10 protein-coding genes are annotated in these 13,768 nt (G+C 73.0%); 5 read left to right on the plus strand and 5 right to left on the minus strand.

Annotation, left to right across the window (positions count from 1 at the left end; all coding sequences use genetic code 11):
* Positions 1-3 precede the first annotated feature (3 nt).
* A complete protein-coding gene (locus ABD832_RS18990) occupies positions 4-3,366 on the minus strand; it encodes a S41 family peptidase (protein ID WP_344896897.1) in 3,363 nt (1,120 codons plus the stop codon).
* A gap of 55 nt (positions 3,367-3,421) precedes the next feature.
* A complete protein-coding gene (locus ABD832_RS18995; protein WP_344896899.1) occupies positions 3,422-3,613 on the minus strand; it encodes a hypothetical protein in 192 nt (63 codons plus the stop codon).
* 454 nt (positions 3,614-4,067) lie between these two features.
* Here ABD832_RS18995 and tuf point away from each other — a divergent pair, with 454 nt between their 5' ends.
* Together tuf and ABD832_RS19005 are read left to right on the plus strand one after the other, a co-directional pair.
* Positions 4,068-5,240: an elongation factor Tu gene (gene tuf, locus ABD832_RS19000; protein WP_344896902.1), complete on the plus strand. Its 1,173-nt coding sequence runs from the start codon at positions 4,068-4,070 to the stop codon at positions 5,238-5,240.
* Between the two features lie 412 nt (positions 5,241-5,652).
* Positions 5,653-5,937: a DUF3040 domain-containing protein gene (locus ABD832_RS19005; RefSeq protein WP_344896905.1), complete on the plus strand. Its 285-nt coding sequence runs from the start codon at positions 5,653-5,655 to the stop codon at positions 5,935-5,937.
* 58 nt (positions 5,938-5,995) lie between these two features.
* Here ABD832_RS19005 and ABD832_RS19010 read toward each other — a convergent pair whose 3' ends face one another.
* From ABD832_RS19010 to ABD832_RS19020, 3 genes are all read right to left on the minus strand, one after another.
* The gene (locus ABD832_RS19010) at positions 5,996-7,468 is read right to left on the minus strand and encodes a penicillin-binding transpeptidase domain-containing protein (protein ID WP_344896908.1); all 1,473 of its coding nucleotides are present in this window, start codon (positions 7,466-7,468) and stop codon (positions 5,996-5,998) included.
* 239 nt (positions 7,469-7,707) lie between these two features.
* Entirely contained in the window at positions 7,708-8,358 is a 651-nt protein-coding gene (locus ABD832_RS19015; RefSeq protein WP_344896911.1) for a lysophospholipid acyltransferase family protein, read from the minus strand.
* A gap of 491 nt (positions 8,359-8,849) precedes the next feature.
* Positions 8,850-9,467: an NUDIX hydrolase gene (locus tag ABD832_RS19020; RefSeq protein ID WP_344897800.1), complete on the minus strand. Its 618-nt coding sequence runs from the start codon at positions 9,465-9,467 to the stop codon at positions 8,850-8,852.
* Positions 9,468-9,760: 293 nt separating this feature from the next.
* Between ABD832_RS19020 and ABD832_RS19025 the strand changes: the two genes are divergently transcribed.
* The 3 genes from ABD832_RS19025 (at position 9,761) to ABD832_RS19035 (ending at position 13,550) form a co-directional block, all read left to right on the plus strand.
* Positions 9,761-11,266, plus strand: coding sequence for a sugar ABC transporter ATP-binding protein (locus tag ABD832_RS19025; RefSeq protein ID WP_344897803.1), 1,506 nt, complete (start codon positions 9,761-9,763; stop codon positions 11,264-11,266).
* A gap of 162 nt (positions 11,267-11,428) precedes the next feature.
* Positions 11,429-12,451, plus strand: coding sequence for an ABC transporter permease (locus ABD832_RS19030; RefSeq protein WP_344896914.1), 1,023 nt, complete (start codon positions 11,429-11,431; stop codon positions 12,449-12,451).
* Complete coding sequence (locus tag ABD832_RS19035) at positions 12,441-13,550, plus strand: ABC transporter permease (RefSeq protein ID WP_344896917.1); 1,110 nt, start codon at positions 12,441-12,443, stop codon at positions 13,548-13,550. Before ABD832_RS19030 ends, ABD832_RS19035 begins: the two co-directional genes overlap by 11 nt.
* The last annotated feature ends 218 nt before the right edge of the window (positions 13,551-13,768 follow it).

A 13,768-nucleotide genomic window follows, 5' to 3' on the forward strand; every position in this document is an offset into this window, starting at 1 on the left:
GGGTCAGGGCATGCGTCCCCCGGTCTGGCGGGGCGGCAGGCGCGGCACCGCCAGCCGGGGCCTGGCCGCCGGGTTGGGCGTGTGCGGCGGCTGCAGGACCAGGCGCTCCAGGGCCACGTCGATGGCCCGCTCCAGCTGGGTGTCCACCCCGGCCGCGTAGTCCTGCGGGGTGATGTCCACCTCGATGTCGGGGTCGGTGCCGTAGTTCTCCACCCGCCAGCCCACGTCGTCGAAGGCGAAGGAGAACTCGGGCTGGGTGGTGATCGTCCCGTCGGCCAGCCGGTGCCGGGGCCAGATGCCGATCACCCCGCCCCAGGTGCGCTTGCCGATCAGCGGTCCCAGGCCCAGCAGCTTGAAGGTGTGGCTGAAGATGTCACCGTCGGAGCCCGCCCACTCGTTGGTGATCGCCACCATCGGGCCGCGCGGCGACTCGTCGGGGTAGGGGTCGGGCACCCCCCAGCGGGGGAAGTCGTAGCCCAGGCGGCGCCGAGCCAGCTTCTCCAGCAGCAGCGCCGAGACGTGACCGCCCCCGTTGAAGCGGACGTCCACCACCAGGGCCTCGCGGTCGTACTCGACCAGGAAACCGCGGTGGAACTCGGCGTACCCCTCCGGGCCCATGTCCGGGATGTGCAGGTAGCCGATCCGGCCGCCGCCGCGCTCGTGGCAGCGGACCCGGTTGGCCTCCACCCAGTCGCGGTAGCGGCCCGGCTGCTCGTCGCCGATCGCCCTGACCGTCACCGTCCGCCTGTCGTCCCCGCGCCGCAGGGTGAGCTGCACCTCCTGGTCGGCCTGGTTGACCAGCAGCTCGTCCGGGCACACGTCCCGGCCCACCCGCTGGCCGTTGACGGCCAGCACCACGTCACCGGGCCGTACGTCCACGCCGAGACGGTTGAGCGGCGACGTCGTCTCGGGGTCCCACCGGTCGCCGCCGACGATCCCGGCGATCCGGTGGACCCCGTCCTCGAAGGCCCAGTCGACGCCGAGCTTGCCCTGCCGGTAGTGCGGCCGGGGCCGGTAGGCGCCGCCGCTCTCGTAGGCGTGCGAGGTGCCCAATTCACCCAGCAGCTCCCACAGCAGGTCGGAGAACTCCCCCCGGGTGGTGACCCGGTCCACCAGCGGCAGGTACCGCAGGTAGACCCCGTCCCAGTCGAGCCCGGCCATGTCCTCGGTCCAGAAGTTCTCCCGCTGCAGCCGCCACGCCTCCCGGAACATCTGCCGCCACTCCGCCTCGGGCCGGATGGAGACCTTCACCCGCGACAGGTCCACCCACCCGCTGGTACGGCCCGGCGTGTCGTCGTCCTCCGGCTCCTGTCCGGCCCTGATCATCCGCAGCCGCGTGCCGGACCGGTAGAGCAGCGTGTCGCCGTCGCGGCCCAGCCGGAACTCCGACACGTCCCCGACCAGGGTCTCCTGCTTCTGCTTGGCGAAGTCGTAGACGTGCAGGGTGCCGTCGGAGGAGTCGGCGTAGTCGTCGCCGATGCTCCCCTCGACCGGGAAGGTCAGGTAGACCGCCTTGCCCTCGATCGCGGCGACGCCCTCGTAGCGGCCCTCGGGCACGGGGAAGACGACGACCCGGTCCTCGATGCCGTCGAGGTCGATGACCACCTCGGGCACCCCCTCGTCACCGTCACCGTCGTCGTCCCCGCCCTCCCCGTTCTCGTGACCGGTGCCGCCGGTGCCGGTGTCGTCGTCGTCGTCCCTGAGCGGCCGGGGCGCGGGGACGAAGGGGGAGGGCACGTCGGCCCGGAGCGCGATCGCGTACGGGCGCGAGCCCAGCGGGAAGCCGAGGTCGAACTGCAGCTCGTCGTAGACGGGGTTGAAGACGCGCCGGCCGATGAAGTACAGGTAGTCGCCACCGGGGTCGAAGGCCGGACGGCCGTCCCAGAGCAGCGGCCGGGTGGCGGGGAACGTCTCGCCCGTCTCGGCCCGGCACAGCTTCACCGCGGTGGTCTGCGCGGTGTCCTGGCAGGCGTACGCCAGCCAGCGGCCGTCGGGGGACCAGGCCAGGTCCTCGATCGCGCCGAACCTGCTGGAGTCCACCACCCGGGCGCGGGCCCGGCCGTCCCCGTCCCGGCCGGCGCCCCTCGCGGAGCCGGTACGGCGGCCGGCCGCCGGTGCCCTGCCGGTCGCGCCGGTCGCGCCGGTCGCGCCGGTCGCACGGTCGCGGCCGTCCGTCCCGCCGGTCCCGTCCGGTGCGAGGTCCACCAGGATCAGCTCGTTGCGGTGGTTGGCCACCGCCAGGACGTCCGCCGTGGGGGAGACCTCCAGGGCGACGGCGCGGCCGGTGTCGAGGTGGTCGAGCCGGACGGGGTCGGCGCAGCCGTCGGCGGACAGGATCACCAGCACCTCGCGGTCGCCCTCGTCGCTGGCCGCCGCCACCAGCCGCTCCCCGTCGCCGAGCCAGTTCAGCAACCGGTAGCGGACCCCGTACAGCGACCCGTGCTGGCGCACCGGCCCCTCCCAGGCGGCGAAGGAGAACGCCTTGCCGCGGGTGGTGACGGCCAGGCCGCTGCCGTCGGGGCTGAGCGTGGCGCCGTCCAGGAAGTCCTCGGCCGGGGCGAACCGGCGGTTGCGCTGGGTACGGGAACTGCGCAGCCGCACCTCGATCGGGCGCGACTCCCCGTCCTCCACCAGGTACAGCTCGGCCCCGGCGTGGTAGACCAGCCTGCGGCCGTCGCCGGAGAGGTTGCGGGCGTAGTAGTCGGCGTGGTCGGAGTGCCTGCGCAGGTCGTCTCCCTCGGCGTCGCAGGAGTAGACGTTGCCGACGCCCTCGTGGTCGGAGATGAAGTACACCCGCTCCCCGGCCCAGCAGGGCGAGGCCAGGTTGCCGGGCAGCGAGGTGAGCCGACGGAACCGCCCGCCAACGGTCTCGATCCACAGGTCGCCCACGGTGCCGCCGCGGTAGCGCTTCCACCGGGCCGGGTCGGCGGTGTTGCGGCCGAGCACGACCCGCGGGCCGTAGGAGATGGTGTTGGCCGGGCCGTAGGGCAGGCGCTCGGGCATCCCGTCCGGCTCCACCCGGTGCAGCCACCTGCGGCCGTCGAAGGGCTGCCCCTGGTCGCTGGCGTAGACGATGCCGCCGGTCGGGTCCCAGCCGGTGACGGTGGAGCGGGCCCCGTGGTAGGTCACCCGCCGGGCGGCGCCACCGTCGGCGGGCATCACGTAGACCTCCTCCGGCCCCTCCTCGCGGCCGACGAAGGCGAGGCGGTCACCGCCGGGGGAGAAGCGGGGATAGCCCGCCTCGGCGACCCCGGCGGTCAGCCGGAAGGCCCGCCCGCCCTCGGCGGTGACCATCCACAGGTCGTCCTCAGCGGCGAAGACGACCACGTCACCGAAGATCGTCGGAAAGCGAAGGTAGGCGGGCATCGTGTCACTCCATGATCGGGCGACGGGAGGTCACCTCGGTCGCCCGATCATGATTTCACGCTCCCGGAGGCCGGCCGGCCCGTCCCTGGGAGTGGGCCGGCCCCGTCTCCGGCATCCTGGTGTCGGACCCGTCCGCCTGCTTCTTGGCCTGCTTGGCCGACCGCGACGCCTTCATGGCCGCCTTCTTGCTCTTCCCGGAGACCTTCGCGGCCTTGCCGGAGTCCTTGGAATCCCTGCTGTCCGTCATCGTTTCCCCCGTGATGCTCGACGGATGATGCCCATGACCAGGCATACAGAGCGTTAGATACCCCTTCCGGGCATCGGCCACCCGCGACCCGCCGCTCGCCGGTCCGCCGCCGGGCCTGCCGTCGGATCTGCTGTCAGGTCCGCCGTCGGGCCCGCCGTCCGGGGCGCGGTCCGGGGCCCGGCCCGAGACCCGGCCCGGGGGCGCCGTCCGGGACCGCCGGAAATCCGGTTGCCGACGTACGTGGACATGTCACAGCATGAAGGCATGTTCCGGCACGCCATTCTCGCGACGCCCGCCACCGCGGGCGCGTCCGGGCGTGCCCTGACTCCCGCCGCCCGGCGGCTCGACGGCGCGGAGCGCCGACCCTTTCCCGTTCGTCCCAGGTGACCCGGCGGGGAGGGGTCGGCCGAGCACGGGTCGCCGTCACGGACGAGCGTCGGGAAAGACAACGATCATGGCCAAGCAGGCCTACGTGCGGACCAAGCCGCACCTGAACATCGGCACGATGGGACACGTCGACCACGGCAAGACCACGCTGACCGCGGCGATCACCAAGGTGCTCAGCGAGCGGGGCGGGGCGGCCTACGTCCCGTTCGACCGCATCGACCGGGCCCCCGAGGAGGCGGCCCGGGGCATCACCATCAACATCTCGCACGTCGAGTACGAGACGGCCACGCGCCACTACGCGCACGTGGACATGCCCGGCCACGCCGACTACGTGAAGAACATGATCACGGGGGCGGCGCAGCTCGACGGGGCGATCCTGGTGGTCTCCGCGCTGGACGGGATCATGCCCCAGACCCGCGAGCACGTGCTGCTCGCGCGCCGGGTCGGCGTCGAGCACGTCGTGGTCGCGCTCAACAAGGCCGACGGGGCCGACCCGGAGCTGGCCGACCTCGTCGAGCTGGAACTGCGCGACCTGCTCGACGAGCACGGTTACCGGGACGTGCCCGTGGTCCGGGTCTCCGGGCTGCGGGCGCTGGCGGGCGACCCGGAGTGGACGGCCTCGATCGAGGCGCTGCTCCAGGCGGTCGACGACCACGTCCCGGTGCCGGTCCGCTACACCGACGCCCCGTTCCTGCTGCCGGTGGAGAACGTGCTCACCGTCACCGGCCGCGGCACGGTCGTCACCGGGGCGATCGAGCGCGGCACCGTTGGGGTCGGCGACACCGTGCAGGCCGTCGGGCTCGGCGAGGGGTTCACTGCGGTCGTCACCGGGGTCGAGACCTTCGGCAAGACCATGGAGCGCGGCGAGGCCGGGGACAACGCGGCGCTGCTGCTGCGCGGGATCCGCCGCGAGCAGGTCCGGCGCGGACAGGTGCTGGCCGCGCCGGCCAGCCAGAGCGCCCACCGGCTCTTCACCGCCACCGTCCGTCTGCTGACGGCCGCGGAGGGCGGGCGGAGCACCGCCGTCACGACCGGGTACCGCCCGCAGTTCTACCTGCGGACGACCGACGTGCCGGGCCGGATGGACCTGGGCGGTGCGGGCCCGGCGCTGCCCGGCGAGACGGTGGAGGTCACGGTCGAGCTGGGCGGGCCGGTGGCGCTGGAGGCCGGGCTGGGCTTCGCGATCCGCGAGGGCGGCAGGACCGTCGGCGCGGGCACGGTGACGGCCCCGCTCGACTGAACGGCCGCCCTCGCGCGCCGTGCCGTCTCCCCGGCGCCGGGTCGCCCTCCCGGTGCCGGGTCACCGCTCCGTGCCGGGTCGTCTCCCCGGCGCCGTGCCGTCTCCTCGTGCCGGGTCGTACCGGCTCGGGGGGACGGCGCGGTTCACGACGGCGCGGTTCACGACGGCGCCGAGGGGAGGCATGCGGGCCCGTCCAGGATCTACCGGCCCGTTGGAATGTCGAGATCGTACCGAAGGCTGGGAATCGCCCGAACCACCGTCACGAGCCCTTCCGGCTCCCGGAGCGGGCATGATCGCGTGTTCTGATCGCCTCCAGGAAAAGAAGGGGTAAATCAAGGCCCTCGGAACGGATAACGATCTTCACGATTGGGCAGAACGTCCGCACACGGCTTGCGTTCCGGGGAGGTGCCGCATGGCCTGGTCGCAAGACGAAGAGCGGATGCTGCTGCAGATCGAGCGCTACCTCGTCGATGAGGATCCGCGGCTCGCGGCGCGCCTGGAGTCGTTCAACGAGCGCGTCCAGCGCAACGAGCGCGGCGGACGCGCCCGCGCCCCCAGGAAGCGGCGCGGACGCTCGTCGGCGCGCCTGCGCCGGTCCACCGTCATCATCATGTTCAGCTGGCTGCTGATCGCCACCCTGATCGCCACGCTTCTGATCATGGTCCTGCGTCACGAGGCCGCGGCCCTTCCGTTCTGACCGCCCGCTTCCCCATCGCCCCACCGGCGGGACCGCGCACGACGCACGGCCCTCGGGCTCAGCCCAGGGCGCGCAGGAAGTCGGCCGCCACCGGAGCGGCGACCGCGCCACCGCCCGACCCCTCCTCCACGATCACCGCGAAGGCCAGGTCCCCGCGGAAGCCGATGAACCAGGCGTGGGTCTTCAGGTCGTCCTGGGGCCCGTACTCGGCGGTCCCGGTCTTGCCGCGGGTGCCCCGGGGCAGGCCCGCGTCCTCGGCGGTGCCCTTGGTGACCACGGCGGACATCATGCGGTGCATGTCGGGCAGCACCCCCTCGGGGAGCGCCCGCGGCTCCACCGGCTGCTTCAGCGAGGGCACCAGGGTCGGCGGGCGCCAGGTGCCGTCGGCCAGCGCGGCGGCGACCGAGGCCATCAGCAGCGGGCTGGCCGTGATGCGGCCCTGCCCGAAGGACTCGGCGGCCAGCTCCGCGTCGCTCTCGGCCCTGGGGAAGCTGCCCTTGGCGGCGGGGACGCCGATGTCGAGCGGCGTGTTGAAGCCGAACAGCTCCGCGGTCTCCACCAGCCTGTCGGCGTCCAGCCGCTCCTTGGTCAGGGGGGCGAAGGTGGTGTTGCAGGAGTGGGCGAAGGCGTCCGACAGCGACACCGAGCCGTAGGCGGCGTGGTTGGAGTTGCGGATCGGCAGCCCGCCGACCTTGACGTCCTTGGGGCAGGTGACCCGGTCGCCGGGCTTCATCCCCTCGCCCAGCAGCGCCACCGCGGTGACCGCCTTGAAGGTCGAGCCGGGAGGGTAGTTGCCGTCCAGGGCCCGGTTGAAGCCGCCCACGTTGTTCACCACCGCGAGGATCTCACCCGACGAGGGCCTGACCGCGACCAGCGACGTGGTCTTCTTCAGGTCGCGGACCGCCTCGACCGCGGCCCGCTGGACCCGCATGTCCAGGCTGGTCGCCAGTGCCTCGCCCGCCTCGCCGTCGATTTCGCCCACGGTCTTGACGGTTTTGCCGTCCGCGCCGACCAGCTCGATCCCGGTGTCCGGGGTGCCGGCCAGGCGCTTCTGGAACCTCTGCTGCAACCCGCTCGCGCCGACCGCGTCGCCCACCCGGTACGGGGCCCCCAGCTTGGCGACGTGCTTGGCCGTGGCCTTCTCCAGGTAACCGGCGAGCTGCTGCACCGAGCCGCCCACGTCGGTGCCGTCGATGCGGTCGCCGTCCGCGGAGGTGATGGCGGCCCGCTCCGGCCACTTCGTCCTCAGCGCGAAGGCGGTCGTCCCGGTCAGGTCGGGATGGACCGCGCTCGGTGACCATTTCACCCGCCAGTGCCGGTCGACGACCGCCAGGTCCACGGTGCCGGAGTAGCTCCACTCGCCGACGTCCTTGAGCTTCAGCGTGGCGGTGTACGCGGCCTGGCCGGCGCCGTCCCCGGTCTCGCGCACCCCGTCCAGCCGCACCGCGGTGCCCTGCACGCCGAGCGCCTTGCGCATGTTCTCGTACGTCGTGTCGAACGCCGGGGCCGGCGTCCCCAGCTGAGCGCGCATGCCCGCCAGGTCGCCCCTCTGCCAGGCCCGGACGAAGAGTTCCGCGGTCTCCTGGGGGGTGCCCCTGGTGTGCAGGTACCACCATGCGCCGCCCCCCCGCGGCCCCCGCCACCAGCACGACGGCCGCCGACGTGATCGCGATCGTTCTGCCCCGCGCCACCTGATCCCCCCGTTCGTCGCGCTTCGGTTTTCCGAAGGGGGCAGCCTAGCGTGACGGTGTGACATCCGCCGTTAGATGATCATTTGCCCTGTGTGCGACTCGGTGCGTAACTCGGCACGTACTCCTGGCCGGAGAGCTCCTGGATCGCCGCCATGATCTCGTCCGTGACGGCGCGCCGGTCGCGCGCGCTCCGCTCGGAGCCGCTGAAGGTCATCGGCTTGCCGATGCGGACGTTCACCCTGCCGAGCCTGGGCCTCGTGGCGCCGATGGGCAGCACCTTGTCGGTGCCCTCCATGGCCACCGGGATCACCGGCGCGCCGGTGGCCAGGGCCAGCCAGGAGACGCCGACCTTGCCCCGGTAGAGGCGGCCGTCGGGGGAGCGGGTGCCCTCCGGGTAGATGCCGAACAGCTCGCCCTTCCCGAGCGCCGCCGCCGCCGCGTCCAGCATGTCCTGGGCCGAGGTGGGGCTCTGCCGGTCGATGCTGATCTGACCGGTGGCGCGCATCCACAGCGCGGTGACGGGGTTGCCGGTGAAGTACTCGGACTTGGCGACGAAGCGCACCTGGCGCTTGAGCACCAGCGGCAGGAAGGTCGAGTCGAGGACCGAGAGGTGGTTGGAGGCCATGATGGCCGGGCCCGTGACGGGAACGTGCTCGTGCCCGGTGACCGTGGTCGGCCAGAGCAGGTGCAGGACCGGAGCGCTGACGGTCTTGGTCAGGCGATAGAGCACAGGCTCTCCTCATGGGACGGGTTCACAACCCTAAGCGGTGGTCCTGCGGGGGACGGTTGTGCGTACCCGCACAAGCGGAGCTCCCGGCTTTGTGGCCATCCTCCAACGCCCCGGCCCCAACCTGGGCGAGCAGGGCGAAACCCCCTGTCGGCCGGAACCCCACGGGCGAGGCCGGGGGCCCGCCACAGAGACCCCTGGGCCATCCAGGGGCCTACGGGAGCCCTCAAGAAGCCGGAGAACGGCCCGGGGTGCGCTGGGCAGGGCCACCGGAGGCAGAAGGCGGGAAAAGGAAACGCCCCGCGAGCCTGTACGAGCGCTCGCGGGGCGTGACGTTTAGTGCCGATGTGGCGGTCGCCTCCTCGGCGAGAGGCACAACACGGCTCCAGCCGAACGGTATTCCGTGAAGGCGGTAATTTGCGGCCCGGGGGACACAAACCACATCGGCACGCTTACTCTAACCGACCCTCACCGCCGGTTATTCCGCTTCGGGGTCATCGGCGTGTCCAGTGCGGCTGCGCGACCCCGGCCACCCGCAGGTCACGGCCCTTGAGGGCCACCTCCGCGAACTGCCAGAGAATCGCCCCGGTGGGCGCGTGGATCACGATCGAGGGTCCCAGGGGCATCTGCAGCAGGCTCCGCCCCTCCTCGTCGATCCGCCAGCGGGGCACCCCCGGCGCCAGGAACCGCTCCAGCGGCACCCGGTGCACCGAGGCCACCTCGTACGGATCCCCGCGGGGCCGCTGCCGCCCCCCGAAGGCGACCACCGGAGTGATCACGAACCCCGAGTCGGTGACGAAGTCGTCCAGCACCCCGGCCACCTCCACCCCCCGTACCGAGACCTCCTCCTCCAGCTCCCGCTCGGCCGCCGCCAGTGCGTCCTCGCCGTCGTCGAGGCGCCCGCCGGGCAGCGCCCACTGCCCGGCGTTACGGCCGTGCGCGGAGCGCCTGATCACGATCGTGTACGGCCGCCCCGCCCCGTCCTGGAGCACGCAGACGGTGACCGCGGCGTGCCGCAGTCCCTCGGTCAGCGGCAGGGCGCTCCGCCGCCGGAACGCGGAGAGGTTGGCGGCGATGCGCGGGCGGAGCTCGTCGTAGCCGGGAAGAGCCATGGGCGCCACGATGGCACACCTTCCCGGGCCGGGCCGGGCCGGGCCGGTGGGCGGGATGGCCGGGGAACACCACGCCGATGCCGTGCTCGCGCAGCACCGGCCCCACCCCTCGGAGACGAGCACCTCACCCCCATTGACAGTCCTCGGCGTACGGGATTAGCGTCCGTTCATTACTCTAAAACGTTTTTAACGCGGAGGAGGTGGGTGCGGTGACCGCACCGGGTGAGGAGGTCCCTCTCCCCGGACCGCCTTCCGCGGGACCCTCTCCCGGACCGCCCGCCGGGCCGCCTTCCCTGTCCTCCCCGGAGGTTCCCCCGGTGCTGGCGCTGGCCGGGGTGAGCAAGGCCTTCGGCGCCGTACGGGCGCTGCACGAGGTCTCGCTCGGCCTGTACGCCGGTGAGGCGCACGCGCTGGCCGGGGAGAACGGCGCCGGGAAGTCGACGCTGGTCAAGATCCTGGCGGGGGTGCACCGCCCGGACGCCGGGCAGGTCCTGCTGGACGGCGAGCCGATGGAGTTCTCCGGCCCGGCCGACGCCCAGCGGGCGGGCGTGGCGGTGATCTACCAGGAGCCCACGATGTTCCCGGACCTGTCGGTCGCCGAGAACATCTTCATCGGCCGCCACCCCAGGGGCAGGCTCGGCCGGATCGACCGGGCGGCCATGCGCGCCCGGTCCGCGGAGCTGTTCGCCCGGCTCGGCGTGGCCCTGGACCCCGAGCAGCCGGCCCGCGGCCTGTCCATCGCCGACCAGCAGCTCGTGGAGATCGCCAAGGCCCTTTCGCGGGACGCGCGGGTGCTCGTCATGGACGAGCCGACCGCGGCGCTGTCCGGCAACGAGGTGGCCCGGCTGTTCGGGGTGGCCGAGGCGCTGCGCGAGCAGGGATGCGCCGTGCTGTTCATCTCGCACCGGCTGGACGAGATCTTCGAGCTCTGCGGGCGGGTCACCACGCTGCGCGACGGCACCTGGATCGCGAGTGAGCCGGTCGCCGGGCTGACGCACGACGAGCTGGTCCGCCGGATGGTCGGCCGCGACCTCGGCACCCTCTATCCCAAGCAGGACGCCCGGGTCGGCGAGGTGGCGCTGAGGGTCGACAGGCTCACCCGCGAGGGCGTGTTCACCGACGTCTCCTTCGAGGTGCGGCGGGGTGAGATCGTCGCCCTGGCCGGGCTGGTCGGGGCGGGCCGGAGCGAGGTCGCCCGCACGATCTTCGGGGTGGACCGCCGGGACGCCGGGACCGTCGAGGTGAACGGCAGGCGGCTGCCCGCCGCGTCCCCGACCGCCGCGATGTCCGCCGGTCTGGCCCTGGTCCCCGAGGATCGGCGCCGGCAGGGCCTGGTGATGGAGCACTCCATCGAGCGCAACATCGGGATCACCGGTCTGAAGCGCCTGCGCCGGGGCCCGGTGATCTCCCGCTCCGCCGAGCGTGACCGGGCCCGCGACTGGGCGATCAGGCTCCATCTCAGGTTCGGCCGGCTGTCGGACGCGGTCGACGTGCTCTCCGGCGGCAACCAGCAGAAGGTCGTGCTGGGCAAGTGGCTCTCCACCGGCCCCGAGGTGCTCATCGTCGACGAGCCCACCCGGGGCATCGACGTGGGCACCAAGGCCGAGGTGCACCGCCTGCTGTCCCGCCTCGCCTCCGACGGGCTCGCCGTCCTGATGATCTCCTCCGACCTGCCCGAGGTGCTCGGCATGGCCGATCGGATCCTGGTCATGCAGGAGGGACGGCTCGTCGCCGAGATCCCGCGGGAGCGGGCCACGGAGGAGAACGTCATGTCGGCGGCGACCGGGAGGGCCTCGTGAACGACCGCGGCGGGGACGTACGGCGGACGGGGAGGGCCTCGTGAACCGCGACGGGCCACAGGCGCGGCCGGCCAGGGAGCACGCCGCGGACGACGGCGGGCCGGCGGGGAAGGGCCTTCTGAACCGCGCCGGCCGGGACGCGCCACCGGCGGGGGAGGACGGGTGAGCGCCGTCACCGCGCAGCGGAGCGCCCGCGACCTGGTCGACCTGGTGTTCCGGGCCCGGGAGCTGAGCATCGTGGCGGCGCTGGCCGTCCTGGTGGCGGTGACCGCGAGCGCCAACGCCAACTTCCTGTCCGGGCAGGGCCTGACGGACATCTTCCTCAACGCCTCGATCCTGGTGCTGCTCGCCGTCGGCCAGTCCGTCGTCGTCATCACCGGCAACATCGACCTGTCGGTCGGCTCGGTCGTCGGCCTGGTGGCCTTCACCGTCGGTGACCTGCTCTCCGCCGGCCACGGCAGGGGCGTCGCCTTCGCGGTGGTCGCGGGCGTGACGATCGGCGCGCTCTGCGGCCTGGTCAACGGCCTGCTGGTCGGCTTCGGCCGCGTACCGGCCCTGGTGGTGACCCTGGGCACGCTGTACGTGATCCAGGGCGTCGGCCACTACATCGCCCACGGACGGCAGATCAACGCCGTCGACCTGCCGCGCTCGCTGCTCTCGCTGGGCAACGGCTCGGTGCTCGGGGTCCCGTACCTGCCGGTGATCGCCGTCGCGGTGATGCTGGCCGTCGGCCTCTACCTGCGCTCCTACCCCTCGGGACGTGACCTCTACGCCATCGGCTCCAGCGCCGAGGCCGCGAGCCTGGCGGGCGTGCCGGTGCGGCGACGGGTGATGGGGGCCTACCTGTTCAGCGGCGCGCTGGCGGGACTGGCCGGGGTGCTCTGGCTGTCGCGGTTCGGCACGGTGGTCGCCGACGCCGCGGGCGGCTGGGAGCTTCAGGTGGTCGGCGCTGTCGTGGTCGGCGGGGTGGCGATCACCGGCGGGGCCGGCACCGTGTACGGCGCGGCGCTCGGCGCGCTGCTGCTCACCACCATCACCGGCGCGCTGGTCGTGCTCAAGGTCAGCCCGTTCTGGCAGCAGGCGATCACCGGGGTGCTGCTGCTCCTGGCGATCAGCGTCGACCGGCTGCTCGCGCTGCGCGTCGCGCGGGTGCTGCGGAGGAGGAACGCCCGGCATGGCTCCTGAGGCGAGCACCGCACGCTCCGGCCCCGACGGCCCTGACGGCCTCGACGGTCCTGACAGCCCCGGGGACTCCCGGGACACCGGGGACGCCGCAGGCCGGCCCTTCACCGCGCGGGCGGACCGCGGCTCGTTCGGCCGTCTGCTGCGCTGGGACGTGTTCGTGGGACTGCTGCTCGTCCTCGTCCTCCTGGCGGGCTCGGCCGGGTCGCCCGGTTTCGCGAGCGCGGGCAACCTGTCGTTCGCGCTGGGCGACCTGGGGGAGATCGCGCTGATCGCGCTCGCCATGACCATGCTGGTGGTGGCCGCGGAGGTGGACCTCTCGGTGGCCTCGGTGCTGGGCCTGTCCAGCGCCCTGCTCGGAGCCCTCTGGGACGCCGGCTGGGCGATCGAGACGATCATCCCGCTGGTGGTCGTCATCGGGGCGGTCTGCGGGCTGGTCAACGGCCTGCTGGTGACGCGGCTCGGGCTGCCCTCGCTGGCCGTCACCATCGGCACGCTGGCGCTCTACCGGGGCCTGGCGTACGTGGTGCTGGGGGACCGGGCCGTGGCCGAGTTCCCGCGGGGCCACACGGAACTCGTGGTGGGCAATGTGCCCGGCACGCCGGTCCCGTACCCGGTGGCGTTGTTCGTCCTGCTGGCCGCCGTGACCGGCGTGGTGCTGCACGCGACGGGTTTCGGCCGCTCGCTGTACGCGATCGGCGCCCAGGAGGAGGCCGCGCGGTTCGCCGGGATCCGGATCAAGCGGATCAAGCTGATCCTGTTCGTGGTCTCGGGCACCGTCGCCGCCTTCGCCGGGGTGATCTTCACCCTGCGCTACGGCAGCGCCCGGGCCGACAACGGCGTCGGGCTGGAGCTGGCGGTGATCGCCGCGGTACTGCTCGGGGGCGTCGACTTCGACGGGGGCAGGGGGACCCTCGGCGGGGTGATCGCCGGGGTGCTGCTCATCGGGCTCCTCCGTAACCTGCTCATGCTCAACGACGTGGCGACCGAGATCCAGTCGATCGTCACCGGCCTGCTGCTGATCGTCTCGGTGATCACCCCTCGTCTCCTGGCGGTGTCCGCCCGGCGCAGGCGCAATCCCGCACCGCCCGCCCCCTCCTGAGGGGCCGAGGGTCTTGGGGCCCGGCGGCTTGGTGCCCGGTGGTGCTTGGTGACCTGGTGGTGCTTGGCGGCGCTGGTGACCTGACGACCTGGTGGCATCCTGACGGCTCCGTCGACGGACCGCGCGAACGCGGCCGTCGCTCCGGCCCGGCCGGATCACACCTTCGTTCACACCTCCGTCAAGCCGTACAGGGGCCGCACGCGCGGCGCCCGGGGAGG

It is taken from the genome of Streptosporangium longisporum (genome assembly GCF_039534895.1).
Taxonomy (GTDB): domain Bacteria; phylum Actinomycetota; class Actinomycetes; order Streptosporangiales; family Streptosporangiaceae; genus Streptosporangium; species Streptosporangium longisporum.

What these genes read in the sequence shown, in the direction of transcription:
- tuf (WP_344896902.1), top strand. Translation starts at nt 4,068, where the DNA reads ATGGCCAAGCAGGCCTACGTGCGGACCAAGCCGCACCTGAACATCGGC.
- ABD832_RS18990 (WP_344896897.1), bottom strand. Translation starts at nt 3,366, where the DNA reads ATGCCCGCCTACCTTCGCTTTCCGACGATCTTCGGTGACGTGGTCGTC.
- ABD832_RS19035 (WP_344896917.1), top strand. Translation starts at nt 12,441, where the DNA reads ATGGCTCCTGAGGCGAGCACCGCACGCTCCGGCCCCGACGGCCCTGAC.
- ABD832_RS19010 (WP_344896908.1), bottom strand. Translation starts at nt 7,468, where the DNA reads ATGCGCGCTCAGCTGGGGACGCCGGCCCCGGCGTTCGACACGACGTAC.
- ABD832_RS18995 (WP_344896899.1), bottom strand. Translation starts at nt 3,613, where the DNA reads ATGACGGACAGCAGGGATTCCAAGGACTCCGGCAAGGCCGCGAAGGTC.
- ABD832_RS19005 (WP_344896905.1), top strand. Translation starts at nt 5,653, where the DNA reads ATGGCCTGGTCGCAAGACGAAGAGCGGATGCTGCTGCAGATCGAGCGC.
- ABD832_RS19020 (WP_344897800.1), bottom strand. Translation starts at nt 9,467, where the DNA reads ATGGCTCTTCCCGGCTACGACGAGCTCCGCCCGCGCATCGCCGCCAAC.